Here is a 24777-nt window from a genome sequence, read left to right as displayed (position 1 = left end):
GCCTATTTCTCCGTGAGAGCGAGGCCCTGGACCAGATAGCGCTGCAGGAGCGCGATCATCGCGAGCGGAATGATGGAAACTATGACGGCGCCGGCCATGATCATCGGAAAGTCGGGGATCTCTCCGTCCGAATCCGGCACGAGCCGCGCCAGCCCGACGACGGCGGTCTGCATGTCTGACGTCGAGGCGGCGACCAGCGGCCAGAGATATTGCGTCCAGCCGCTGAGGAAGGTCAGCACGAAGAGCGCGGCGAAGCTGGTGCGCGACAAGGGCAGCAGGATATCGAAGAGAAAGCGGATCGGCCCTGCCCCATCCATGCGCGCCGCCTTGAACAGATCCTTGGGCAGGGTGAGGAAGAACTGGCGGAACAGGAAGGTACCGGTGCCATGCGCCACAAGCGGCGCGATCAGGCCGAAATGCGTGTTCAGCACGCTCCATTCGAGCTTGACCGGCGCGCCGAAGTACTGGGCGATCAGATCGTTCAGGCCGGTGATATCGAGCAGCGCGTTGACCGGCGAAAACACGTTCGACGCCACCTGATAGGTGGTGATGACGCGGATCTCGATCGGCAGCATGATGGTCGCAAGGATGAGCGCGAAGACCACGCCCGCCCAGCGAACACGGAAATAGACGATGGCATAGGCCGACAGAAGCGACAGGACGCAGGTCGCCAGTGCATCGCCAAAGGCGACCACAAGACTGTTGAACATCTGGATTGGGATTGATGTCTCGGTGAAGATGTGCGCCGCGTTGGCGAAAAACTGGTCGCCGGGATACCAGGCGAGCCCGTTGCGCAGGATGAATTCATAGGATTGCGAGGCCGTCGCCAGCGTCAGATAGAGCGGCCCGAGGATATAGACGATGCCGACGATGAGCACGAAGCCGGCTGCGATGTTGAGGGAACGTGCGTTTTCGATCATGGGGTCACCGCTCGTAGTTGATGCGCCGGCCGAGGAAGAGGAACTGGGCGGCGGTGAGGAGGACGATGAAGACCATCAGGATCGCCGTCTGGGTCGAGGCGCCGGAGAGGTCGTAGCCGCTGAAGCCGTCGGTATAGATCTTATAGACCAGCAGCGTCGTGGCGCCGCCGGGACCGCCATCGGTGATCGTATCGATCAGCGCGAAGCCCGAGGTGACGCTTTCGGTGAACTCGAGCACCAGCGTCAGGAAGAGCTGCGGCATGATGAGCGGCAGTTGCACGTCGAAGATGCGCCGCCACGGCCCTGCCCCATCCATTGCGGCTGCCTGGTGCATGGTCTTCGGGATCGACTGCAGGCCGGCGAGCAGGATGACGAAATTGAACGGGATGCCGCCCCAGACATGCGCGGCGATCAGCGTGATGAAGGCGTCTGTGCCGTCGATGCCGGGCGCCCATATGCCGGGAAAGGCTGAGTTGAGCGGCGCGAGCACGCCGACGAAGGGATTGAAGATGAAGGCGAAGACGATGCCGATCGAGGCGCCGGCAACCCCCTTCGGCCAGACGAGCACATTGCGCGCCGGCAGCGACAGGCGGATCTTCCGGTCGGCCGCGACCGCAAGGATCAGCGGGACCGCGACCGCAAGCGCTGAGGCAGTGACCATGAAGACGATGGTGCGCCAACAGCTCTTCCAGAATTCCGGATCGGAAAACACGCGGGCAAGATTATCCCAGCCGACGAACATCGAGCCACCGCCGAAGGGGCGCTCGAGGAAGAATGACCAGTAGAAGGCCTGAAAAACAGGCACGTAGAAGAAGAGTGCGATCAGCAGCATAAGCGGCGCTACCAGCAGAAGCGGCAGCCAGCGGTGGCTGAAGAGAGAAGATTCCGACGTCATGGAGAAGCCCTGCATTGGAAGACCGCACGGGAGCGCGGGACGCGCCCGTGCGTAGGACGCGCGGGACGTTCAAACGTCCCGCGCGTGAGATGTCGGGATCACTGCATCCTCACGCCCTTGTAGGTCTGCTCGAAGCGGCGCAGCAGCTCGTCGCCACGCCTCTTGGCATTGTCGAGCGCCACCTGCATGGTCTCCTGGCCTGCAAAGGCCTTCTGCGTCTCTTCCACGAAGACTTGACGGAACTGCACATAGAAGCCCAGACGGATGCCGCGGGTATCCGGGGTGCGCGGCTGGTTCATCGATTCGATGCCGACGGCGGCCGTCGCATATTTCGGCGAATTCGCCTCGCCGCTCTTGGCGATCGCATCCATCACGTCGTTGGTGACGGGGACGTAGCCGGTGGCGGCGGTCAAGAACATCTGCTGTTCGGGACGGCGCACGAAGTCGAGGAAGGCCTTGGCGCCTTCGACCTCGGCCTTGTCGTGACCCTTCATGATGTAGATCGAGGCGCCGCCGACAAGCGTGTTGTGGCGCTCGTAACCCTCATACATCGGCGCCATGCCGACTGACAGTTCGTATTTGCCTTCGAACGCCTTGGCCGAGGCGCTATAGGAGCCCGAGGAATTCTCCATCATCGCGCATTCGCCGGTGTTGAAGGCGGCGGTGAAGTTGCCGGCCTTGGTATCGGCATTGAGCTTGACGAGGCCTTCCTTGCGCCAATCGACCAGGTTCTGCAGATGCTGGGCGGCGAAGGTCGTGTTGAGCACATATTCGGCGTCGAGACCGTCATAGCCGTTATGCTTTGAGGCGACCGGCAGCCCGTGGCGGGCGGAAAACTGTTCGAGCACCCGCCAGGTGTCGCCATCGGTGGTGAAGGGGCAGGCATGACCTGAGGCCTTCAGCTTGCGGGCGGCCTCGATGATCTCTTCCCAGGTCGCAGGCGTCTTGGTGATGCCGGCTTTCTCGAGCTCGGTCTTGTTGGTGTAGAACAGCAGCGTCGAGGCATTGTAGGGCTGCGCGAAAAGCGCGCCGCCGGAGGTTTCGTAATAGGCCCGCGCGCCGGCGATATAATTGTCCCACTTGACCTCGGGCAGCGCCTCCTGGACCGGCACGACGGCATCGGACAGCATCAGGTCGAGCGTGCCGGCGTCGAAGAACTGGATGAGAACGGGATGTTTTTTGGCGCGGAAGGCGGCAATCGCCTTCTGCATCGACACTTCGTAGCTGCCTTGACCGACGCAGGTGACGTGATGCTCCGATTGCGCGGCATTGAAAGCGCTGCACTGGTCCTGGATCGCCTTTTCGACGACACCGGTATTGCCGTACCAGAATTCGATATTGGCGGCCTGCGCGGAACACGCGCCCGCCATCAGCGCGGCCGCAGCCGCCAGAATGGAAATCTTCATCTTGTCCTCGCCTGATTTGATCGGCCGGCTTCAAGCGCCGACGCCGTGACGGCGGATTACTACACGCTACGTGTAACAATTTAGTGACGAACGGAAGCGCTTGTAGCGCGGTGAGGCTGCTGCTATAGGCTGCATATCGGATATGCCGGCGGAGGCGACACTAATTACTACACGCCTATGGTAATTATTGACGGCAGAGGTGTTGGATATGGCCTATTTCCCGGAGCCGCTGATTGCGCCACGTTTCCTGCGCGAAGGCGGCGGCGTCGTCTCCTCTAACGAACGCGATCTCCTGCGGCTGATCTGGCGCAATCCCGGCCTCTCACGCTCCGAAGTCACCAGCCACACCGACCTCACCCAGCAATCCGTCTATCGCATCATCGACCAGTTGGAGGAGCGCGGCATCATTTCCTTCGGCTCGCCGAAACCCGGCGCCGGCCGCGGCCAGCCGAGCCCGACGCTCCGGCTCGACGGCCGCTACGCCTATTCCTGCGGCATCTCGGTCAATACCGACGTGATCGGCATCTGCCTGATGGATCTCGCCGGCAACGTACTGGCCGAGAGTAGCGTCGCCTTGCGGGAACGTTCGATGGCCCAGGCGCTCGATCTCGTTCGCCAACAGCTCATCGAACATCAAAGGATGAACAACCTCTCGGAAGAGACTTTCTTCGGGATCGGCTTTGCCATCGCCGGCTTTCACGTCAGCGGCACCCGCTACAATGCCCCGCTGCCGCTACACGAGTGGTCGCTCATCGAACTCGGACCGCTACTGTCGGAGTTTTTCGGCAAGCCGGTCTGGGCGCATAATGGCGGCAAGGCGGGAACGGTCGCCGAATCCATGTTCGGCGCCGGCCGCTACATCAGGCACTTCGCCTATCTGAGCTTCAACTACGGCTTCGGCGGCGGCCTGATCAGCAACGGCGAGCTGCTGCATAACGGCATCGGCAATGCTGGCGAATTCTCGGGCATCTACGACGCCGAGGAGAATAAGCGCCGGCCGGCTTTGCAATATCTGATCGAAAATCTCAACCGCAATGGCGTCGACGTCCCCTCGATCAGCTATATGCGCAAGCATTTCGACCCGAAATGGCCGGGCGTCGTGGAATGGGTGGACGAGGTGACGCCCGCCTATAACCGCCTCATCAATGCGATCTGGGCGATCTTCGATCCGCAGGGGATCGTTTTCGGCGGCCAGATTCCGCCGGCCCTGGCGCAGATGCTGATCGATCGCACCGAGATCTACGACCGCCCCCGCTACGGCGTGCCACGCCCCCGCCCGAAGCTGATCATCTCCGAGATAGCAAGCGACGCATCGGCTATGGGGGCCGCCATCGCCCCGTTCAAATCGGCCTATTATTGATCCGAGCGATTTCGCCGCCCGTCGCGCGAAATCGACACCCTCTCAGCCGCTTACGGCAATTCTCTCTGCTTCCGCTTGAGGACATCATGCATTTTTCGCCCGGAGGCAACGCAGGCGATTTTCGGCCGCGCGGTTTCTGCGCTATGATCTGATTCTGGCGCAGCCCACGCCTCCATCCTACCAGCGATCGCAAAAGCCCTGCCTGATATCGCCGATATCAGGCTGCCGAACCCGCTCGACTTGAAACTGTTCGACAGGACGTGCTTCCTGAACAACGGCCAGGTGGCGTTTCAGGCTGCGCGATAAGGACCCGTGATCCGCTCGCGGGCCTCACGCATGGTCCGCGGGACCTTGCTCCGTTGGTCTGGTTTTATCATACTGCCCGGCATGAGCGGATATGAGAGCCCTGTCGATTTCTACACGCGCCCCGGCCAGATGACATCGGCCGGGTCGCATGCCCCCGCCCTTGCAGCGCTCAAGGGCGTCGAAACCGTTGCTGCGGCCGTGCAAGGCGCGCTGCTGCATGAAGCCTGGGCTCCGCGCTACAATCAGCCGCTCACCCCGGCGCGAAGGGCGCAGTCACACACGCGGCCGGCGCGAGAGATACTCGATACGATCATGGGGATCGATCCCGCCCCACTCGACATCCCGCGCCCACCGGAGAAGCGCAGCATCGGCGTGTGCCGCCATTTCACCGTGCTCGCCTGCGCGGCACTCAAGGCCCAGGGCATCCCGGCACGTGCCCGCTGCGGCTTCGGCATGTATTTCGAGGCCGGCGAGGGCATCGATCACTGGATCGCCGAATATTGGGACGGAGAGCGCTGGGTATCCGCGGATTTCCAGATCGACGATCTTCAGCGCGCCGCCTTGCAGCTCGATTTTGATCCCCTCGACCAGCCGCCGGGCAAATTCCAGAGCGCCGGCGAAACCTGGCAGCGCTGCCGCGCCGGCGCCGCCGACCCCGGCAAATTCGGCATCTTCGACGAGTTCGGTTTCTGGTTCATCGCCATGAACCTCGTGCGCGACTTCGCCGCCCTCAACAACATGGAGATGCTTCCCTGGGACGATTGGGGAGCGATGCCGCAGCCCGAGGAAGAAATATCTCCGGATGGCTTGGCGCGCTTCGATCGTCTCGCTGCGCTGACGGTCGACGTAGACCAACGCTTCGGCGAGCTGCAGGCCCTCTACCAGGACGATGCCGGGCTGCGCGTGCCGGCGCAGGTCTTCAACGGCGTGCGGCAGCAGATGGAGAATGTTGGCGGCGCGTGATCTTGAGATGGGACTTCCGGTCCCGATTGTCTTCCGGGCCGAAACTGTGCGATGACCGGTCGACCCCAGATACAACAGATCAAGGTGCGGCATCGGCATGAAGAAGATCGGTTTCCTCTCGTTCGGGCACTGGACGCCCTCACCTCAATCGCAGACGCGCTCGGCCGGCGATGCGCTGCTGCAGTCGATCGAGCTTGCGGTGGCGGCCGAGGAACTCGGGGCTGACGGAGCGTATTTTCGCGTGCATCATTTCGCCCGACAGCTGGCCGCACCCTTCCCGCTGCTATCAGCCGTCGGTGCTAGAACCAATCGGATCGAGATTGGCACCGCCGTCATCGACATGCGCTACGAGAACCCGCTTTATATGGCCGAGGATGCCGGTGCGGCCGACCTGATCGCCGGCGGCCGCCTGCAGCTCGGCATCAGCCGCGGTTCACCTGAACAGGTGATCGATGGCTGGCGCCATTTCGGCTATGCCCCGCCCGAAGGCCAGAGCGAGGCCGACATGGCTCGCCACCATGCCGAAGTCTTCCTCGAAGTGCTGCGCGGCGAAGGGTTTGCCAAGCCGAACCCGCGGCCGATGTTTCCCAATCCGCCCGGCCTCTTGCGCCTCGAGCCGCATTCCGAGGGCCTACGCGAGCGGATCTGGTGGGGCGCAAGTTCCAACGCCACCGCCGTCTGGGCGGCCAAGCTCGGCATGAACCTGCAGAGTTCGACGCTGAAGGACGACGAGACGGGCGAGCCCTTTCATGTCCAGCAGGCCGACCAGATCCGGGCGTACCGCGAGGCGTGGAAAGAGGCCGGCCACACGCGCCAGCCGCGCATCTCGGTAAGCCGCAGCATCTTCGCGCTGGTCGATGATCGCGACCGCGCCTATTTCGGTTACGGCAACGACGGTGAGGACAAGATCGGCTTCATCGACGAGAAGACCCGCGCAATCTTCGGTCGCAGCTATGCCGCCGAGCCCGACGCCCTGATCAAGCAGCTCGCCGACGACGAGGCGATTGCCGAAGCCGACACGCTGCTGCTCACCGTCCCCAACCAGCTTGGCGTCGATTACAACGCCCATGTCATTGAAGCGATCCTCACCCATGTCGCGCCTGCGATGGGTTGGCGCTGATGTTCGTTCCCGGCGAGCTGTCTTCGCCGGCTCCAGCACACTACGGCTCATGCGCGGTTTGATTTGCCACAGCCAATTTCCCCATGGCCTGCTGGATGGCCGAGAAGAAGAACGCCGTCGTGATCCCGAACATCATCAGCCCGTTGGCTGCCTGCAGCGGCCCAAGCAGCCGGATACGACCGTCAAGCACCACGTCGCCATAACCAAGCGACGTGAAAGTGACGCCCGAAAAATACATGGCCGTTTCGAAATCCTCGAAGGCGCCGAGCGCACGATATAACAGCGCCCAGAAAGCGACTTGCAAGATATTGCCCAGCATGAGGACGATCATCAACACCGCGAATTGCAGGAAGATCCTCCGCCGAGGCTTTCGGCCCACGGGTTGCGTGCGCGCGTGAGCAAAATAACGCGCGGCCAGCACTGAAGCCAGTGCCTGGAGCGCGAGGCACATCGACATCGCAAGCAGGCCGAGACCAATGACTGTAATCATGGGGCCGGACCTTCGATCTGGGGTCCGTCCTCGATCGGGCGCTGATGCAACCATTCCATCAGCAACACGAAGCCAACAGCCAGCAACACGGGACCGACAAATATGCCGAGAAGGCCGTCGGCTATCATCCCTCCGATGACACCCACCAAGATGACCGGCATTGGCACGTCCGATCCACGGCCGAGCATCAAGGGTTTGAGCAAATTGTCGCTCAGCCCGGCGACCAAAGACCATATGGCGAAGATGATTGCCGGTGTTGTCGTTTCCGTGGCGAAAACATAGGCCATGACGGGCAGCGTCAACAGCAGCGGCGGTATCTGCACGACCGCCAAGAGAAACGTGACGAGCGTCAGAGCACCGGCAGCCGGAAGGCCGATAGCGAAGAAGCCAATGCCGACGAGCATCGACTGGATCACCGCCACGCCGACCACGCCGACCGCCACGCCCCGGATGGTAGCGGCGGTCAGATGGACAAGCCGGGCACCCCGCGCCTTGCTATTGGTGATGAGCTCCAGCAGACGGAGGGCAAATGCCGCAGCACCCTTGGCATAAGCGACAAGCACGGCGGCGATCGCGATGGAAAGAACGAAGGACAAGCCACCAGTGGCCAGGCCGCCGGCGAAGGATGCGAGCCACGCAGCAGGCTTGCTCAGCATCTGGCCGTATTGACTGAGCGCCAACGGCAGATTGGCGACAGTGAGCGACCAGCCCTCCGAGAGCTTCGCTCCGATCACCGGCAGGTCGGCAAGCCACGTTGGCGGCGGCGGGATCGTCAGGCTGTGGTTCTGCAAGCCGGAAACAAGCCAGTAAATGGAAGACCCAAGCGATGTGACCACGACGAGCATGGGCACCAGCACCACGGCAACGCCGACCATCCCGATGAGAAATGCCGACCACCGATTGCCGATCCGACCGGACAGGCGCAGATGCAAGGGATAAAGCATGACCGCCAGGATCACCGACCAAAGCAGAATGCCCATGAACGGCAATATGATCCTGGCACAGACATAGACCAGAAGCGCGACGAGGCCCAATTGAACCGCCGCGTGGATGATGGATGGTCTCGACGACGCAAGGTCGGCGTTCAATGCGCTGGACGTCATTTTCCCCTCCCGATCCGGAACGTTCGCGAATGAGCGAAGCCGGACGTTCCCCAATCGGACAACGAAACCTTCCTGCCGGTAACACGCCGTAATTGGTGGTTCGGCGAAAATATTACCGACGCCATGAAAGGTCGTCTCCAACGCCCCGTCATCATACACGACTTCGTGAAAACGGGATACGGCCGCCGCTGCCGGGCTCTCAAGCCCGCGGATATCTCGCACGGAATTCGCGAGGGCTGCAGCCCTCGCGTTCATGAAAGACCCGCGAAAAATAAAACGGGTCATCGAGGCCGATCATGGCGGCCACCGTTTCGATCTTTTCGTCGGTGGTTGCCAGTAGTTGTTTGGCATGATCCATGCGCGCCCGAAGCTGAAATGCCTTGGGAGGCAGTCCGGTCTCGAGCGTGAACCGCCTGCGCAGCGTGGCCGGAGACATGCCATGCTCGCCGGCAAAGGCTGCAAGGTCCAACGGTTGCATCGCCCGCCGCCGTAGCGTTTCCACGATGTCGGCCATATCCCGCCTTTCCTGGCGTCGATCGGCCGCGCCGCTTGCCTGTCTGGCGGCTGATACGACGATGCGATGCAGCATCAATGCCGCCGACGCCTGCCCGAGGTTGGTGTCGTCAAGCAGATCGGCATGAAGCTTGCCGAAGAGCCGCACCACCTCGTCGAGATGATGCAGGGCCACGACGGGATGTCGCTCCGCGATGATCCTCAGCCTCACGAAGTCCCGCGTGAACGACCCTTCGAAAAGCGCCCAGCGCTCGTCCCAGCCGCCTTCGTCGGGGGCATAGGAATGCACGCGGTTGGGAAACAGCCAGAACAGTGCAGGTCCGGTCAGGCTCATGCGGCCGGTGGCGGCGGTTTCCAGCCAACCCTGCCCCCGCTCCACCAACACGACGGCAAAATTCGGTAGTTTCCGGTCCGTCACCGCGCGGCGGGCATGCTGCCTGCCGCTGCCGGTGACTGCCAGTCCGCCGGCCGCGCTGAGCGGTGTTCTATAGATGGCCTCGGCATCTCTCATGGTGAGCGAAAAGTCCAGCTATGAATTTCCTCTATGTCGGTTGGTATGCCGGATCAGGTAATTGATGACAAGCCAACTCAAGCGACGGAGGAGTGAAATGTCAATTGCTGCAGAGGTCATACAAGCTCGCAAGATGGAATTTCCTCTTGCCGCAAATGGCAGAACCTTGCCCGTTGAGCGAGTCGGTTGGCTCGCGCCGACCGATCCCGGCATCGGCATCGACGCCATCCGCCGCCGCTATCAGGACGATGGTTATGTCTGGCTGAAAGGCCTTCTGCCGCGGGCCGATGTGATCGATTTCCGCCGCTGGGTCTTCGAACGCCTCGCCGAAACCGGGCTGGTCGAGCCCGGAAGCGATTTTTCGCTGGGCTTGGCGTCTGCCGGTGGCTTCGACAGGAGCCTGGCGGACAGGCGCCTGATGTCGCTCGTCCGCTCCGCCGCCTATGAAGGCTTCTGCGCGCAACCGCCACTCGCCCGATTCATGGACGATTTCCTGCAGGGTATCTCCTATCTCCACAAGCGCAAGATCATGCGTTTCGTCCAGCCGGGAACGCCGACGGCCACACCCGCCCACTACGATCTCGTCTATCTCCGCGGCGGCACCAGGCGCCTGGTGACGGCCTGGATTCCGATCGGCGACATCCCGACCGAGATGGGCGGCCTGGTCTATCTCGAAGGTTCGCACGCGCTGGGCGTCAGGATGGAGGCCGAGTTCCAGGCAGCAAGCGGCGATCTTTCTGCGGAAGAGCGGGTCAGTGCCTATAACCGCCATATGGCGGAAGGCGGCTGGATCTCGAAGGATCTGCCCGATATGGCGGAGCGCTTCGACACCCGCTGGCTCGCCGCCGATTATGAGGCCGGCGACGTGGTGCTCCACTCGCCCTATATGATCCACGCCTCGACCACCAACCAGGACCGCAGCCGGCGGCTGCGCCTCTCCACCGACATAAGATATCAGAATGTCGACGACGAGATCGACGTCCGATGGAACAACCATTGGAGTCTCGGCGATATGCTGTAGTCCGGCTCTCCAAGGCCCTTTCGGCAGAACCCCGATTGTCTGAAGTCGACGCCGGCCGCGCGTCAGCCGGCATTGGCGGCCATGTCCCTTTCCTGCCTGTTTGTCGTGCCCCCGCCACCCTTGTTGACCGGCGATCCGGTGCGATGGCTGCTATAGCAGGTTGTTTGACGAAGGCATGTCGACACAGAAGCGAAGCGGTCGGACCTTACTGCCGCGTTGGACGTTGATGGTCGGAACCTTGAATCGATCCCATGACTGACCGACTTATGGCTGTAGCCGAACCGCGCGAGTTGCCTGATGCCGCGTACGAACCTGAACGATATTCTGATCTTCATGGCCGTCGTCGATGCCGGAAGCTTTATCGCCGGCGGCCAGGCCGTGGGCCTGTCGCGTTCGGCGGCAGGCAAGGCTGTCATCCGTCTGGAAGACCGGCTCGGCGTGCGCCTCCTCAACCGCACGACGAGGACGTTGAGCCTGACCGAAGAAGGCCGGATGTTTTACGAGCGCGGGCTGCGGATCCTTGTGTCGGTCGACGAGGCGGAAGCAAGCGTTGCGGGGCAGGACAGCACGCCGCGAGGCGTTCTCCGGCTTACCGTTGACGATGCTTTCGGGCGGCTCGTCGTGCTGCCCTTGCTTGAAAAATATCTTCGGGCCTGGCCCGACATCCAGGTCGAAGTGAGCTTCACCGATCGCCTGGCCGACATTGTCGAGGAAGGCTTCGATCTGGCGATCCGGGTCGGCGCGACGGCGACGGACACCCGCCTGGTCTCACGCGTGATCGCCACCTATAAGGCGCGGCTCTGCGCTTCCCCATCCTACCTTGCCGAGCGCGGCGAACCGCGCAATGTCGACGATCTCGCGGTCCACGACTGCCTGATCTCCGCCGGCCGCAATCAAAGGCAGGGCTGGCGCTTTCGCGGGGAAGGCGGCTCCTGGATCAAGGCGCGGGGCCGCAGCCGACTGAGGCTCGACAGCGGAGAGGCGATCCGCGACGCCGCCTTGGCGGGGCTGGGCATCGCACTGCTTCCCGATTTTCTCGTCACCGACGATCTCGCTGCCGGCCGTCTCCGGCAGATCCTGGCCGACCTCGAAACCGACGACGCAAAGATCGTGACGCTCTATCCCGACAAGCGCCTGCTGGAACCGCGTGTCCGCCGCTTCATCGATCTGATCGGCGAGGAGCTTGGGCGCGGCTAGAGCCTTTCCGGATCAGATTGAAGCATTCTGTTGGCTCAAACGGAGTCGGATGGTCGACCGGCCGGCGCGTGTCGTAGCCCGGCTCTACGGCCAAGCCGGCCGGTCGATCAGCCGGCCCGTTTCAGCCAACTTCAGGCGAGGCCCTGTCAAACCCGCGAAAGCTCTTCAGCGCCAGCGGCGCAAGCGTTGCCGCGAGATAGGCAATCCCCATCAGGAACAGCGCCGCGGCAAGGCCGAGCGTGCTGATCAGCGCGCCGCCGGCGAGGCCGCCGAAAGGGATGAGGGCGAAGCAGAGGGCGGTGTTCAATGCGGTGACGCGACCAGTCAGCGGCTTGGGGATGCGCTCGAAGATGACCGCCGACAGGATCGGGTTGAGGAAGCCCGACGCGAATCCTGCTATGGCGAGCGTCGCAAATACGAGGCCGATGGGCGCGTCCAGCGCCGGAACGAGAAAGCGCGGAAAACCGGTCAGGAGGAAGGCCACCGTATAGACCATCAGTCGCGGCATGCGCTCGCCTATCGCCGCGGCAATCGCCGCGCCTGCGATCGAGGCGCCGGCGAAGGCGGCGAACATCGCACCGAGCAGCTCCGGGCCATGACCGGCATCCCGTGTCCAGACCGGCAGCAGCACGGCATGATAGGCTTGGTCGAAGAGATTGGTAACTGCCACCATGGCGACGATGCTGACGAGCACCGCATCGCCGCGCAGAAAGCGCCAGCCTTCGCGCAGATCCTCGATATAGGAAGCCCGCTCAACCGGTCGAGTCTCGGGCGCGGGCGTGCGTCGCGTCCCGGGTATGCCAGCAGCAACGATCAGCGCGGCGGCGGCGAAAGTGGCGGCATTGACGAGCAGCGCCTGGCCGGGGCCGATCAGCCCGATCAAAGCGCCGGCGCCGGCCGCACCCGCCGTCGAGGCCAGCCGCTCGATGGCGCTCGCAACGCCGGTCACTCGTTCGAGCGGTACATTGGCGAGTGTGGCGATACCGGGAACCATCGCCTGCTTGGCCGCATCGGAGGGGCCGCGCAGCACGCCCATGGCAAAGACGAGCGGCAGCAGCACCGGCATGCCGAGCATGCCGAAGAGATCGAGAAGCGGCACCAGAGCGACCACGAGCACCGAGGCGGTGTCGCAGATGATGGCGATGCTCTTGGCGCCGGCGCGGTCGATCAGCGGTCCGCCGAGCGCCTTGGCGATAACATAGGGTAGCATCTCCATCATTGCCGTCAGGCCTGTCAGCACCGGGCTGCCCGTCGTGCTCAGCACCAGCCAGGGAATTGCGATGGTCGAAAGCCGCGTGCCGGAGAGCGAGAATGTCTCCGCAGCCGCGAGCGCCAGGAACGGCCCGCCCCGTCTCACTGCTTATCCTCACCTTCGCGATGCGGAACGCGGCCCGGATAGGGAAAGGCGTGCAACATGACATAGAAGGGAACCATGCCGGGAACCTGCGACACCGCCTCCCCGAGCGGCGGGGCCGCCCGCATCGCCTCCAGGATGATGTCGCTCAGCCGTTTTGTCAGGGCCTCAGCCTGTACCGCCGTCATCGGGATGATGATGTCGTCGGCAGCCGTCGCCTTGCGCCATTCAGCCGGCAGCTCGGCATATTCCTCCAGCGCCTGCTGCATCTGGCCGACCTGCAGCGAGAGTGCGGCCTGGTTGAAGGCGATGTCGAGATCGAGCGCCTCCCCTTCGGCCTCACTTGGCGGCACCGAGGTCAGCTCATGGCTGGCGCGCCACCAGCGGTCGCGCCGCGAGGCATGCGGCGCCTCCTCGATGAAGCCGTACTGAGCAAGCTGGCGCAGATGATAGCTCGTCGCGCCGCTGTTCAGGCCGAGCCGCGCGGCAAGCTGCGTCGCCGTGGCAGGCCCATCGATCCTGAGCATGCCGAGCATGCGCAGTCGGACAGGATGCGCCAGCGCCTTCAGCGCGGTCGGCTCGGGCACGACCCGGCTAACGGTGCGGGCAGCGGCGGCATCTGCGGCAGGTTTGGTGTGCGGATGTTTCATGCGCGAAGCATATAATCGCAAACATATCTTTGCAAAACTTTCTTTGCAAAAATTTGACTGCTGTGGAAGGCGCTCGAAAACCGGCTTCTGATCTAGCCAAGCATGACCACGCATTTTAAGACCGTCACCGTGATCGGCATGATGCGAGGGGCAAGAGGATGGCTGAGGAAGCGCAGAAAAACATCGGCACGTGGTATATCGATCCCGATGCCGAAGACAGGATGGCCGATGGACATGCGCCAATCTGGCGCCACCTGATCGACCTCATCGTCGAGCGAGACCTGACCGACAAGAGCGTGCTTGATTTCGGGTGCAATCAGGGCGGCCTGCTGCGACATCTCTATGCGATGCGCCCATTCCGCAAGGCGCTCGGCATCGACATCGCCGAAACCTCGATCGCCAAGGCAGAGACGCTGAAAGGCAACCTGCCGATCCAGCACCAGGTTGGCGGCCAACTGGAAGGCTGGGCTGAGGAATTCGATCTGGCCATCAGCCACGAGGTCATCTACCTCGTTCCCGATATCGACTCCCACGCCGCCGATATCTGGCGGGCGCTGAAGCCAGGCGGCGTCTATTATGCGGTGACGGGATGCCATACCGACAACCCGCTCTGGCCGAAATGGCGCGAGCTCGTCGCCAACCGTACGAATACTGTCGTTCAGGATCGATCGATCACTGATTATGGCCGCGCCTTCGAAAAGGCGGCCTTCGACGTCTCCGCCCGCAAGCTCGAATATGACGGCTTCATTCCCTTCGTCGCGGACGGCTGGACGCCGGACTTCGCCGATGCGCTGACCTACTATACCCAGACTAAAACCGTCTTCAGACTGGTGAAGCGCTAATCCCAGTTTCGGATCGTTGAAGCCTCATGAGCTCGACGTCGAAATGCGGCGGGCTGTCCGGAGCGACCTGGACGAAGCGGCCCCTGACGCGGAAGATTTGCTGGATCAGGTCGCATTCGGCCAGCTCGTGCGGTGCGCCGTCAAATCTGAGCTGTCCCTTTTCGAGCAGCGAGATGCGGTCACTGACGGCGATTGCCTGGTTGATGTCGTGGATCGCCATGATGACGGTGACGCCCTTTTCCCGGCTCAGACGATGCACCAAGTCAAGCACTTCGACCTGATAGCCGATATCGAGGAAGGACGTCGGCTCATCGAGCAACAGGATCTCCGCTTCCTGCGCAAGGGCGGCTGATATCCACGCCCTTTGCCGCTCGCCCCCGGACAGTTCCCGAAGGCTGCGATCGGCAAGTCCTGTAAGTCCGGTGCTTTCGAGCGCCCATTCGATCGCCATCTCGTCGCCGCTGTCATAGGAGCGGAACAGACCGACATGCGGATAGCGGCCCTGCCGGACGAGTTGGGCGACAGTCATCTCGTCCGGTGCGGCTGGCTGTTGCGGCAAGAATGCCAACCTCCTCGCCAGCATCCGCCGCGACATCGAGGTGACGGCAACGCCGTCCAGCGACGCCTTGCCCTCCGCCGGTTTGATCAGGCCTGCAAGCGCATGCAGCGCCGTGCTCTTGCCCGAGCCGTTCGGACCGATCAGCGCTCGAATCTCGCCCTTTTCAAGCGAAAGGCTGAAGCTGGTGAGAGCCTTTCGCTGGCCGTACATCACCGACAGGTCAGAGCAGGACAATGGCATTTTCGGCCTCACATGGTTTTGCGCAGCAGCGCGAGCAGAAGCGGCACGCCGAAAACAGCCGTCACCACCCCGATTGGGATTTCCTCCGCCTGTCCCAGCAGCCGGCCGGCGAGATCGCCGAGCGTAACGATGATGGCGCCGAGCACGATCGTCAGGGCAAGCGACAGGATGAAATTCCTCCCCGCCAAAAAGCGGGCGAGGTGCGGCACGATGAGTCCGACGAAGACGACCGGACCGACCGCGCCGACGGCGCTCGCCGCAAGTGCGCAAGACACGATCAGCACGAGCGTGAACTGCCGCCGATAGGCAAGTCCGAAGGACCGGGCAACAGGCGCATCGAATTGCAGCAGCATCAGCGGCCGGTAAATGGCCGGCAACATGGCCAGTCCGGCGATCGTGAACGGCAGCAGGAAGAGCGCGTGATCCCAGCTGCGGGCGTAAAGGCTGCCCGAAAGCCATTCGAGAATGATCTCGATGCGGGCCGACCCCCATCCGGCGATGAGGCCGATCGCCAGTGCATGCAGCACCGCGCCGACCGCCACACCGCAAAGCGTGATGCGCAGCGCACTCAAGCCGAGCCGAAAGGCCAGCAGATAGATGGCGCCGCCGGAGAGCATGCCGCCGGCGAGCCCGGCGGCGGGCAGCCATGCGACCGGCAGCTCGGCAAGCGTGTTCGAGCCGGGCTGGAAGATATAGACGGTGAACAGCAGGAAGATCGTGACGGAGAGCGTCGCCCCTTGCGACACACCCATCAGCGACGGGTCGGCAAGCGGATTGCGGGTGATGGTCTGTAACAGATATCCCGCCAGCGAAAAATGGATGCCAGCCAGAATGCCGGTGACGATGCGCGGAAGCCGGATATCGAGAATGATCGAACGCGATTCAGAGGATCCGCCGCCGGTCAGCACGGCTACAACATCCGCCATCGGAATATCGGCGACGCCGAGGAAGATCGCGGCGGCAAGCGACAAGACCGCCAATGCGGCGAGCGCGGCAACCATCCATGCGGCCGAGAAGCCAACCTTTGTCGAAACCGAAGCGGTCATCGCGTTTCACCCGCAAGGTTGAGCTGCCCGCGCTGGATGAGGTAAATGAAGACGGGACCGCCGAGCAGCGCGGTGATGATGCCGACCGGCAGCTCGCGCGGAATGGCGACACTGCGGGCGATAACGTCGGCGACCGTGACGATCAGCGCGCCGAGGGCGGCGGATAATCCGATCTCCCATCCCGTGCCCCGCGGTTTGAGCAGCCGGGCAATATGGGGAGCGGCAAGGCCGACGAAGGCGACCGGCCCGGCGACCGGCGCGACCCCCGCCACCGGGATGACGGCGAGAATGAGGATGAGCGGTTTCCACAGGCCGAGCTGAAGCCCCATGCCGGCCGCCGCATGATCGCTCAGCATGAACATGCCGATGACGCGCCGGAGAACGAGCGCACCGGCGACGCCGGCGACCGTCCAGGGCAGCATGTAGAGGAGGTGCGACCAGGTGCGCCCCTGGAAGCCGCCGGCCAGCCAGAAGAGCAGCGATGCCGATTGGGGCCCGGTTAGTAAAAGCACATAGGTGGTGATCGCGCCGAGGAAGAGCGAGACGCTGACGCCGCCGAGCGCAAGCTGCAGCGGCCGCCCCTGCCCGCCGCGCGACACCCAGAATGTCACCGAGGCAGCCGCGAGCCCGCCGGCAAGGCCGATGAAGGGATAATAGCCGGCCGAAAGCCAGGGCACGAACACGAAACAGCAGACGATCGGCGCGACCGCCCCCGATGTCACGCCGGTGATGCCGGGATCAGCCAGAGGATTGCGCGTCAGCGTCTGCAGCACGTAGCCGGAAACAGCAAGCCCCGCGCCGCCGGCAACGGCCGTCAGGCTGCGCGGCAGACGCAGCGTCCAAACAAGGATGGATTCGATCTTCCCATCGGGTGCGAGGAGCACGCGGACCGCCGTCTCGATCGAAATCGGCTTTGCGCCGACCAGCAATCCGAGCATCACGGCCAGCATGGATGCAACGACGATGAGCCCTATGGCCAGGAACGATTGCCGGGGGCTCATCGCAGGTCTTTTCCTGAGCTTTAGTTCTGTAGTTCGGCGGGGATCAGCTTGGCGGCCTCCGCTTTGACATCAATGGCCGGGAACGTATCGGGATAGAGATAATGTGCCGCCTCGCGCAGGACGATTTCGCGGGCGATCGGGCCGTTGGTCTCGACCCACTGGTCGCCGACATAGAAGACCCGGTTGTTCTTGACCGCCGACAGCTGCGACCAGATCGGATTGCTCTCATGCGGGCGATCCGGGCCGGAATCATAGATGAAGATGACCTCGGGATCCTTCTCCAGCATGGTTTCGAGGCTGAGATCGATGCCGAATTCACCACCTGGGCTCTTCGGCCCCGGAATATTGTCACCGCCGATTGCGGCGACGATCGAAGCCGAGGTATTTTCCGTGTGGAAGGCGAAAGGTGTTGCGCCACCCCACATGATCAGGAAGCGGGGATGAACATCCTTCGGCGCCTTGGCTGCGTACTCTGCAAGATGCTTGCGGAAATCGGCATTCAGCTGCTCGCCGCGTTCGGGCTTGCCGAGCAGCATCGAAAGCGCGGCGGTTTCGCTGTAGCTCTCTTCGAGCAGTTCCATATTGTAAGCGACATAGGGGGCGATGTTCTGCAGCTGCGCCGCGTTGCCGACGGTATAGCGGCGGATCGCGATGATCAGGTCCGGCTTGGCTTCGGAAAGAAGTTCCAGATTGGGTTTGGCACGCTGGCCGATCTGCTTCATCCCGGAGGTCAGGCCGAGCAGGAAATCGGGTTCGCGGCCCGCCGTCATATAGGTGCTCGCAACGGGCTTGATGCCGAGCGCCAGCGCGACGTCATCGGCGAAATAGGAAATCGAGGCAATGCGCTTCGGCTGCGCCGGGACTTCGACGGTGACGCCGCGGTCGTCAACGATCGAGACTTTCTTGCCCTCTTCGGCCCGAGCGGCCCCTGCCATCAGAATTGCAGACAGACCCAGAGCAGAGAAAAACGTGCGTGTGTATCGAGCCATGCGTGAAACCTCCCGTGCGATGTGCGGACAGGCTTTAGCTAAAAAAGCGGAGTTTCACAATCATGATTTTGCGGTGCGATTTCCCGGGTGGACAAATCGCAACTGGAAGAAACCGTTGCATATCCAACTCCATCGGGCAGTGTCCTGTTGACGGCTCAATCCGCCGGCAGCGTGAACACCGCACAAGGGTCGGCAATGCCGCGCAAGGTATGCTCTCCGAGCGGCGTCAGCGCCGTCGCCGTATTCGCTGCCACCGCGCCCGAGATCAGCACGCTTCGGCCGAGCGGCTTGCAGAGCCCTTCCAGCCGGCTGACCAGATTGACGGCGGGGCCGATGGCGGTGAAATCCAGCCGGTCGGCCGCGCCGATATTGCCCCACAGGATTTCCCCGAAATGCAATGCTGCGCCGAAGGGCAGCGGCGCCAGCCCCTGCGCCAGGCGTATCTGGTCGAGATGGGCCATGCCGGCACGGCTCGCGGCAACCGCGCGAAGGGCGGCCTCGCAGGCCTCGCGATCCCCTCGGCCAGCGTCTGCCTCGACCGACCCAGCCGTGACCGGAAAGATCGCCAGCACACCGTCGCCCATGAATTTCAGCACCTCGCCGCCGAAGGCGTGCACGGCGCCTGCCACACGATCGAACCAAGCGTCCAATGTGGCGATCATTGCGTGCGGCTCGGTCACCTCCGAAAGCGCGGTGAAATCGCGCAGATCGGCGCAGAGAAGAGCGGCACGGATGGTCTCGCCGGTGCCGCGGGCAAGCTCGCCGGCCTGCACCCGGGCGGCACTACGCCGGCCGAGATAGGCTTCGAGCAGAGCTGCCCGCGCCTCCCGCGCCGCGAGTGCTGCGAGTGGTGCGGCGGCAAAACGCGCAACCTCGCGCAGCCGGTCGGCGTCGGCCGGAGCGAATGCGCCCGACCCTGCCCGGTTGTCGATACCCGCCCAGTCGAGCATGGGACTATCCTGCGAAGGCCCTATTCGCTCCTCCCATACCGGCCCGAGCCCGGTCAGCCAGTCGCGCCCGGCCTCGCTCTGCGGAGCCGCGGCAAAGGCCAGCGCCTCGATGACAGCACCGGTCTCGGCCCGCCATAGCCAGGTGCGCCGTGCAATGATCGGATGCGGCACCGAAAGCGTCAGCGTGCCGCCGGAAAGCGGCAGTCCGTCGGCCAGCAGCCGGCGCCCGAGTTCGGCCAGAAACCGTTCGGGACCAGGCGAGGCTCCGGCCTCATCAACCAGCCAGGCAAGGGGAGACGGCAGATCCATCGCTTAACATCGCACGCCCACGTGGACATCCGCAAGGACATCCCCGGGTGATCGTGGGGACGTTTCCAGCGACTCGGCCTGTCGCCCGCAAAGGCCGTCCGCATCGGCTGTCGAAAACCATTCGGCGTGGTGGAAAACAAAAAATAAACACTTTAAACTTGCGCGACTTTGATTCCACTATAGGGTCGTTCGTCATCGTGTGATTGAGGGGTGCGATGGGCACGATATTCTGGCCGAAAGATCCGCTGGATGGGAATGACATGACGCTGCTGACGTCGATCCTTAGGCGATGGTGCGAAAGACATCAGGTCGAGCTGACGGCGGAGGAGAGCAGCCGCAAGGCGAAGGAACTCGTCGAATGGTTCGAATTCGGCGTCAAGGACCCGGTCGAGCTCGAGGAGCTGATCGACGACAAGTACTGGCTCGTCAGCAGGATCTGACCGTATCGGACAAATCGGGAGGACGCTGCCGGTCAGCGTCGTGAAGCTGTCTCATCAGAAAAGGCCGGGCGAAAATCGCCCCGGCCTTCGTCCATCTCCAACTAAGCAAGACCCTTAGTCATCATCCCGCCAACGGCGGTCGCGATCCCAGCGCCGCTCATGGCGCCAGCGCGGACCATCCCAATCCCGGTGACGCCGCTCCCAGCCCCAGCGGGGCGGGCCACCGTAGAAAGCTACCGGCGGTGGGCGGCGCCAGTTTCGCCGGCATTCGCCCCAGCGCGTCAGATGCCAGCCGCGACCGCAGGCGTAGTCGACCTTTGTGACATTGCTCTGGACATTGATTGTCCCCATCGGCATCGCCTGCGCTGTGCCGAACGAGAGGCTGCCAGCGAGCAAGGCAGCCGCGATAGAAAGTGCCTTCATCGAGAACTCCATTTCAATCCAGCCGTCCACACCTTATGACCGCCAAATTGAACTGGAGATGAACTGCGCGTTCATGTTTGCGGGAGAAAAAGAAGCGCTTCCGCACGGCTGGTCCGAGCGCTCGCCGACCGCTGTTGTCGCAACGGCAAGCGCTTCAGAACCGCCCCGCCGCCCGCAAAAAATTGTTCATGTCCTGCCGTAAAAAGGATCGGGACCCGGATCCCCCCCGGCGGCGACCTCGGTCAGCCGTCCGAGATAATGTGCCCAGCCTTCCGCATGGCCGGCGCATTGCTCGGCGCTCGGCAGGCCGCTGTGGGTGAGCCGCAGCAGCGTTCCGCCCCCCTGCTCGATCAGGTCGATCTCGACTAGGCTCGACCCCGGCGGCACCACCTCGCTGCCGTCCCAGCCGAAGCTGTAGGCAAGGCGATGAACCGGCACCACCTCGCGAAACGAGCCGCGCGCAAAGCGCGCGCCGGTAACGTTGACGAGATAGAGCCCGCCGGGCTGCGGCTCGACCTGCGCTTCCGTTCCCATCCAGCGCAGGATCTTTTCCGGGTCGGTCATCAACGCGAACACCGCAGCCGGCGGCGCCGCGATATGCGCCTCGCGGTGGACGACAAAGGGGTCTTGCATCTCTCTCTCCCATGGTTTCCACGGCCCTGCCCGTCTCCGGTGGAGACGGCGCAGCCTGTCTTGCCGTGCTATTCTGACGTGAATATCCTCACGCACAGCATGTAGGCGCAAGCCCATCCTCCGCAAGAGGGCTTGCCCGTCGCGATCGACCAACAAGCGAAATCGCCGGGTCGGGAGCGCTGATGCTGCATTGGCCGCCAAGCATTTCGACCTATTGCCAGCCCGTCACCTTCCCCCTATTGTTCGCGCCGTTCTCAGGGCGGGGTGCAAGTCCCTACCGGCGGTATGCAATTTAGATTGCGAGCCCGCGAGCGCCTTCTCAGGAAGGGTCAGCAGATCAGGTGAGATGCCTGAGCCGACGGTCATAGTCCGGATGAAAGAGAACGTGCGTTCCTGCCGCCCTGCGGCTGTCGGGGACGTTCGTGATCGCCTTGGGTGATGTGTCTGTTCGCCAAAGGAGATTACCATGACACCCACCCGCTATGCCTTCGTCAAAGCCAGCTGGCACGCCGATATCGTCGACCGCGCCCTAGATGGCTTCCATCAGCTTATTCCGCCCGAGCAGATCGATGTGTTCGATGTTCCCGGCGCATTCGAAATGCCGCTGCTGTCGCGCGATCTTGCGGCAACCGGACGCTATGCCGCTGTCGTTGCCGCCGCCTTCGTCGTCGACGGCGGAATCTACCGCCACGAATTCGTCGCCCAGGCCGTCGTCGATGGGCTGATGCGCGCCGGCATGGATACCGGTGTGCCGGTGCTGTCGGTTTCGCTGACGCCGCATCAGTATCAGGAAACCGAGCACCACAAACAGATCTACCGCGCACATTTCGTCGAGAAAGGGCGCGAGGCAGCAAAGGCGGCTCTGACGATCGGCAAAACCCGCGCCGCTCTCGCCGCGTAAGAACTTCCTGCACGCCGGCTCGACGAGCCGCAGGACGACAGACGAAGGTGGCGGGGAACCGACCCCGCCGCCTCACGGACGACATGCCCTCACCAACCGCACGAATCGAGAGCGACGCGCCGTGTGTCGCAGCGGACTCCGCCAATACCGGCCAAATCAGACAGAATAATTGATTCGACGACCCCACCGCGCCGTGGTCAACTTGACCGTCACGTGTCCGCAATTCTCAAGACATCCAGAACCCAAGGAGCTTAAGATGAGCAATGCACTGCGCAGCGAACCCCCCATTGAGACCCCGAGAACACAGCCCGTCGATACCAAGCTCGAGGTGGTCGTCATCCCCGTTTCCGACGTCGACCGCGCCAAACGTTTTTATGACGACCTGGGCTGGCGGCTCGACGCCGACTTCGCCAATGATGCCGACTTTCGGGTGATCCAGTTTACGCCGCCGGGCTCCGGCTGCGCGATCATCTTCGGCAAGAACGTCACCGCCGCCGCCCCCGGCTCCGCCCAGGGCCTCTACCTCGTCGTCTCCGACATCGAGGCCGCCCGCCGCGATCTCATCGCCCGCGGCGTCGAGGTCAGCGAAGTGTTCCGTGACGCGGCCGGCGTCTATGCCGGCAAGGACGAACCATACCTGTTCGGGCGGCTCCGCATTGCCGGCCGCGATCCCGATCACCGCAGCTATCGCTCCTTTGCCTCCTTCAAGGATCCCGATGGCAACGGCTGGCTGTTCCAGGAAGTCACCACGCGCCTGCCGGGACGCATCGACGCCGACGGGACGACATTCACAACGTCGACCGATCTCGCATCAGCCATGCGCCGTGCAGCGACCGCGCACGGCGAACACGAGAAGCGAAACGGCGGCAAACACGACGAGAACTGGCCGGACTGGTACGCCGAATACATGGTCAGCGAACAGGCCGGCAAGCAGCTGCCCTTATAGGCAAGGGCGGCGACGTCACGCAGACGGTGACATCATTTGAGAAGCGTCTCGGCGGGCAACGGCGCGGTGCTTTATCGCGCCTTCTTGGCGCACAGCGTTGATCGTCGAATTGGGCGTGGCACTGGCCAGCTCCTTGCCGGCTTGGTGATCTGCGTCTCCTGAGTCAGGCCCGAGAAGCCAAACATTAGACATCGACGGCGGCGGGATCTCAGCCGCCATACCACATTCGCCGCAGCAGGTGATCACCGCGGACGAACTGGTGATAGAGCGCGGCGCTGGCATGGAAGACCAGCAGGCCGACAAGCAGGAAGGCGCCGAACCCATGCGGGCCACGCGGCGGATAGGTGGTGAAATCAGGCAGCGTGGCGCCGGCTGCCCCGAAGACGGCGGGAGCAGCGCCGCTGAGGATCATCATTCCGATGCCGCTGGCAACCATGCCGAGAATGAAAATGTAGAAGGCGAGGTGAACAAAGCCCGCCAGCCGCTCCTGCCAGCGAGGCGATGCCTGCACCGGCGCAGGCTTGCGATCGAAACGCCACCACCAGACAATGCGGAGAGCCGTGAGAAGCAGGACGACGATCGCCACCGGAATGTGGAAACGCAGCAGCCCGGCCTTGGTCACCGCGTCCATGGCGTTGGCAGCCCGGAAGCCGGAGCCGAGCAGCGCCAGGATCAGAACCGCACTCAACCAGTGGATCGAGACCGCTATTGCGCCATGGCGATCAGGCCTGCTCTTCAACATCTCCATGTCCTTCCAGTTTGCTGCGCAGCGCCTTCATGACGGCATGCGTGGTTTTGATATCCTCGACCTGAAGCCCTTCCGAGAGCATGTCGACCCAGGGGGCCTGCAGGTGCATGGCGGTTTCATATGCCTGTTTTCCTCTGTCCGTCAGCACGACGAGCTGTGCCCGTCGGTGGTGCGGGTTGGGCTCGAACGCCAGAAGCCCTTCCTTCTCCAGATCGTTGACGATGCGCTGGACGTTCTGGCGGTTGGCCCCCATGTCGCGCGCCAGCCATGCGACCGGTTGTGGCCGGCCTGCTGTGATGACGGTGCCGAGGACATGCCAGCGGGCGCTGGTCAGGCCGAGCCCCTCGACGAGCTTGTCGCCGGCGTTGATCATCCGGTTATTGAGCCGGAAGAGATCCAGAATGAGGTCGGTCAAGGCTGTTCCGGCCGGGGTCCGTTGAGGTTCGTGCATTTGTCACCATAAAGCTATATTGACACCATAGTGTCAAATTGATTATGTATCCATATCACCAGATTGACATCATGTAACCAAATCAGATGGAGTCGACCATGTCGCTCATGCGCCCGATGGACCCTGCCTTCCCGATCGATCGCCAAATCGCGATCGATGCCTCCGCGATCGTCCTCATCAACCTCTTCACGCTCGACAAGGCCGATGAGCAGGCCTTCCTTGATGCCTGGCAGGCCGATGCGGCCTTCATGAAACGGCAGCCGGGCTTTATCTCGACCCAGATGCATCGCGCCGTCGGCGAAAGTCCTGCTTATCTCAATTATGCCGTCTGGGAATCGACCGCCGATTTCCGGGCGGCATTCTCGCATCCGGAGTTTCGGGGGAAGCTCTCGGCCTATCCGTCCTCGGCGGTCGCCTCACCGCATCTCTTCCAGAAGGTCGCCGTGCCGGGCATCTGTGTGGCGTAAGCAAAGCGGCGGCGGTGGAGGCA

General features: G+C 63.1%; 27 protein-coding genes and 1 riboswitch. Of the genes, 10 read left to right on the top strand and 17 right to left on the bottom strand.

The features are described 5' to 3' along the window. Positions 1 to 2: 2 nt before the first annotated feature. The 3 genes from RWJ89_RS04870 to RWJ89_RS04860 all read right to left on the bottom strand — a co-directional run bounded on the left by RWJ89_RS04870 (position 3) and on the right by RWJ89_RS04860 (position 3221). On the bottom strand, positions 3 to 920 hold the full coding sequence (locus RWJ89_RS04870) for an ABC transporter permease subunit (protein WP_077978656.1): 918 nt from the start codon (positions 918 to 920) through the stop codon (positions 3 to 5). A gap of 4 nt (positions 921 to 924) precedes the next feature. After that, positions 925 to 1815, bottom strand: coding sequence for a carbohydrate ABC transporter permease (locus tag RWJ89_RS04865; RefSeq protein ID WP_077979233.1), 891 nt, complete (start codon positions 1813 to 1815; stop codon positions 925 to 927). A gap of 98 nt (positions 1816 to 1913) precedes the next feature. Then, on the bottom strand, positions 1914 to 3221 hold the full coding sequence (locus RWJ89_RS04860) for an extracellular solute-binding protein (protein ID WP_077978657.1): 1308 nt from the start codon (positions 3219 to 3221) through the stop codon (positions 1914 to 1916). Between the two features lie 208 nt (positions 3222 to 3429). Here RWJ89_RS04860 and RWJ89_RS04855 point away from each other — a divergent pair, with 208 nt between their 5' ends. From RWJ89_RS04855 to RWJ89_RS04845, 3 genes are all read left to right on the top strand, one after another. Continuing rightward, entirely contained in the window at positions 3430 to 4581 is a 1152-nt protein-coding gene (locus tag RWJ89_RS04855; protein ID WP_017961112.1) for an ROK family transcriptional regulator, read from the top strand. Positions 4582 to 4968: 387 nt separating this feature from the next. Continuing rightward, a complete protein-coding gene (locus tag RWJ89_RS04850) occupies positions 4969 to 5850 on the top strand; it encodes a transglutaminase-like domain-containing protein (RefSeq protein WP_132610073.1) in 882 nt (293 codons plus the stop codon). A gap of 97 nt (positions 5851 to 5947) precedes the next feature. Continuing rightward, complete coding sequence (locus RWJ89_RS04845) at positions 5948 to 6970, top strand: LLM class flavin-dependent oxidoreductase (RefSeq protein ID WP_025395152.1); 1023 nt, start codon at positions 5948 to 5950, stop codon at positions 6968 to 6970. Between the two features lie 40 nt (positions 6971 to 7010). Here the strand turns inward: RWJ89_RS04845 and RWJ89_RS04840 are convergent, their stop codons facing one another. Genes RWJ89_RS04840 through RWJ89_RS04830 form a run of 3 tightly spaced genes read right to left on the bottom strand, consistent with a single transcriptional unit; the run spans position 7011 to position 9587 of the window. Next, positions 7011 to 7460: a potassium channel family protein gene (locus RWJ89_RS04840; RefSeq protein ID WP_077978658.1), complete on the bottom strand. Its 450-nt coding sequence runs from the start codon at positions 7458 to 7460 to the stop codon at positions 7011 to 7013. Next, entirely contained in the window at positions 7457 to 8848 is a 1392-nt protein-coding gene (locus tag RWJ89_RS04835) for an AI-2E family transporter (RefSeq protein ID WP_246642441.1), read from the bottom strand. The genes RWJ89_RS04840 and RWJ89_RS04835 overlap by 4 nt, the downstream gene beginning before the upstream one ends. Then, a complete protein-coding gene (locus RWJ89_RS04830; RefSeq protein ID WP_077978660.1) occupies positions 8763 to 9587 on the bottom strand; it encodes a helix-turn-helix transcriptional regulator in 825 nt (274 codons plus the stop codon). The genes RWJ89_RS04835 and RWJ89_RS04830 overlap by 86 nt, the downstream gene beginning before the upstream one ends. Positions 9588 to 9684: 97 nt before the next feature. Between RWJ89_RS04830 and RWJ89_RS04825 the strand changes: the two genes are divergently transcribed. Both RWJ89_RS04825 and RWJ89_RS04820 read left to right on the top strand, forming a co-directional pair. Next, complete coding sequence (locus RWJ89_RS04825) at positions 9685 to 10608, top strand: phytanoyl-CoA dioxygenase family protein (RefSeq protein ID WP_132610077.1); 924 nt, start codon at positions 9685 to 9687, stop codon at positions 10606 to 10608. 297 nt (positions 10609 to 10905) lie between these two features. Continuing rightward, on the top strand, positions 10906 to 11805 hold the full coding sequence (locus RWJ89_RS04820) for a LysR family transcriptional regulator (protein ID WP_077978662.1): 900 nt from the start codon (positions 10906 to 10908) through the stop codon (positions 11803 to 11805). Positions 11806 to 11926: 121 nt separating this feature from the next. On the opposite strand, the gene RWJ89_RS04815 is transcribed toward RWJ89_RS04820, so the two are convergent. Beyond that, positions 11927 to 13162 carry an MFS transporter gene (locus tag RWJ89_RS04815; RefSeq protein WP_077978663.1) on the bottom strand — a complete coding sequence of 412 codons (1236 nt, stop codon included), beginning with the start codon at positions 13160 to 13162 and terminating at the stop codon, positions 11927 to 11929. Beyond that, the gene (locus tag RWJ89_RS04810) at positions 13159 to 13809 is read right to left on the bottom strand and encodes an ArsR/SmtB family transcription factor (protein WP_077978664.1); all 651 of its coding nucleotides are present in this window, start codon (positions 13807 to 13809) and stop codon (positions 13159 to 13161) included. Before RWJ89_RS04810 ends, RWJ89_RS04815 begins: the two co-directional genes overlap by 4 nt. A gap of 158 nt (positions 13810 to 13967) precedes the next feature. On the opposite strand from RWJ89_RS04810, the gene RWJ89_RS04805 reads away from it, so the two are divergent. Next, positions 13968 to 14651 carry a class I SAM-dependent methyltransferase gene (locus RWJ89_RS04805; RefSeq protein ID WP_077978665.1) on the top strand — a complete coding sequence of 228 codons (684 nt, stop codon included), beginning with the start codon at positions 13968 to 13970 and terminating at the stop codon, positions 14649 to 14651. On the opposite strand, the gene RWJ89_RS04800 is transcribed toward RWJ89_RS04805, so the two are convergent. From RWJ89_RS04800 to RWJ89_RS04780, 5 genes are all read right to left on the bottom strand, one after another. Further along, positions 14632 to 15450 carry an ABC transporter ATP-binding protein gene (locus RWJ89_RS04800; protein WP_077978666.1) on the bottom strand — a complete coding sequence of 273 codons (819 nt, stop codon included), beginning with the start codon at positions 15448 to 15450 and terminating at the stop codon, positions 14632 to 14634. The two genes, RWJ89_RS04805 and RWJ89_RS04800, sit on opposite strands and share 20 nt — an antisense overlap. Before the next feature lie 8 nt (positions 15451 to 15458). Continuing rightward, positions 15459 to 16496 (bottom strand): FecCD family ABC transporter permease, encoded by a 1038-nt coding sequence (locus RWJ89_RS04795; RefSeq protein ID WP_077978667.1) that lies wholly within the window; start codon positions 16494 to 16496, stop codon positions 15459 to 15461. Continuing rightward, the gene (locus RWJ89_RS04790; protein ID WP_077978668.1) at positions 16493 to 17497 is read right to left on the bottom strand and encodes a FecCD family ABC transporter permease; all 1005 of its coding nucleotides are present in this window, start codon (positions 17495 to 17497) and stop codon (positions 16493 to 16495) included. The genes RWJ89_RS04795 and RWJ89_RS04790 overlap by 4 nt, the downstream gene beginning before the upstream one ends. A 20-nt stretch (positions 17498 to 17517) precedes the next feature. Beyond that, positions 17518 to 18486, bottom strand: coding sequence for an ABC transporter substrate-binding protein (locus tag RWJ89_RS04785; RefSeq protein WP_077978669.1), 969 nt, complete (start codon positions 18484 to 18486; stop codon positions 17518 to 17520). Between the two features lie 155 nt (positions 18487 to 18641). Beyond that, complete coding sequence (locus RWJ89_RS04780) at positions 18642 to 19745, bottom strand: adenylate/guanylate cyclase domain-containing protein (RefSeq protein ID WP_077978670.1); 1104 nt, start codon at positions 19743 to 19745, stop codon at positions 18642 to 18644. 215 nt (positions 19746 to 19960) lie between these two features. Between RWJ89_RS04780 and RWJ89_RS04775 the strand changes: the two genes are divergently transcribed. Then, positions 19961 to 20185 (top strand): hypothetical protein, encoded by a 225-nt coding sequence (locus tag RWJ89_RS04775; protein ID WP_017961130.1) that lies wholly within the window; start codon positions 19961 to 19963, stop codon positions 20183 to 20185. 114 nt (positions 20186 to 20299) lie between these two features. On the opposite strand, the gene RWJ89_RS04770 is transcribed toward RWJ89_RS04775, so the two are convergent. Then, positions 20300 to 20608 (bottom strand): GCG_CRPN prefix-to-repeats domain-containing protein, encoded by a 309-nt coding sequence (locus RWJ89_RS04770; RefSeq protein ID WP_077978671.1) that lies wholly within the window; start codon positions 20606 to 20608, stop codon positions 20300 to 20302. Between the two features lie 186 nt (positions 20609 to 20794). Next, positions 20795 to 21241 carry an SRPBCC family protein gene (locus RWJ89_RS04765; RefSeq protein WP_020050677.1) on the bottom strand — a complete coding sequence of 149 codons (447 nt, stop codon included), beginning with the start codon at positions 21239 to 21241 and terminating at the stop codon, positions 20795 to 20797. A gap of 246 nt (positions 21242 to 21487) precedes the next feature. Further along, a riboswitch (FMN riboswitch) is annotated at positions 21488 to 21630 on the top strand. Between the two features lie 77 nt (positions 21631 to 21707). Here RWJ89_RS04765 and RWJ89_RS04760 point away from each other — a divergent pair. After that, positions 21708 to 22142 (top strand): 6,7-dimethyl-8-ribityllumazine synthase, encoded by a 435-nt coding sequence (locus RWJ89_RS04760; protein ID WP_077978672.1) that lies wholly within the window; start codon positions 21708 to 21710, stop codon positions 22140 to 22142. A 256-nt stretch (positions 22143 to 22398) separates the two neighbouring features. Then, positions 22399 to 23088, top strand: coding sequence for a VOC family protein (locus tag RWJ89_RS04755; RefSeq protein ID WP_077978673.1), 690 nt, complete (start codon positions 22399 to 22401; stop codon positions 23086 to 23088). A gap of 208 nt (positions 23089 to 23296) precedes the next feature. Here the strand turns inward: RWJ89_RS04755 and RWJ89_RS04750 are convergent, their stop codons facing one another. Further along, positions 23297 to 23830 (bottom strand): cytochrome b, encoded by a 534-nt coding sequence (locus RWJ89_RS04750; RefSeq protein WP_077978674.1) that lies wholly within the window; start codon positions 23828 to 23830, stop codon positions 23297 to 23299. Further along, positions 23811 to 24287: a MarR family winged helix-turn-helix transcriptional regulator gene (locus tag RWJ89_RS04745; protein WP_077978675.1), complete on the bottom strand. Its 477-nt coding sequence runs from the start codon at positions 24285 to 24287 to the stop codon at positions 23811 to 23813. Before RWJ89_RS04745 ends, RWJ89_RS04750 begins: the two co-directional genes overlap by 20 nt. 98 nt (positions 24288 to 24385) lie before the next feature. Here RWJ89_RS04745 and RWJ89_RS04740 point away from each other — a divergent pair, with 98 nt between their 5' ends. After that, the gene (locus RWJ89_RS04740; protein WP_132610081.1) at positions 24386 to 24754 is read left to right on the top strand and encodes an antibiotic biosynthesis monooxygenase family protein; all 369 of its coding nucleotides are present in this window, start codon (positions 24386 to 24388) and stop codon (positions 24752 to 24754) included. Positions 24755 to 24777: the final 23 nt, after the last annotated feature.

Source organism: Rhizobium sp. 10PS4 (assembly GCF_032464805.1).
GTDB classification, from domain to species: Bacteria; Pseudomonadota; Alphaproteobacteria; order Rhizobiales; family Rhizobiaceae; genus Rhizobium; species Rhizobium laguerreae.
The sequence above is the reverse complement of the archived record's forward strand: the minus strand, read 5'-3'. Positions and strand labels throughout refer to the sequence as shown.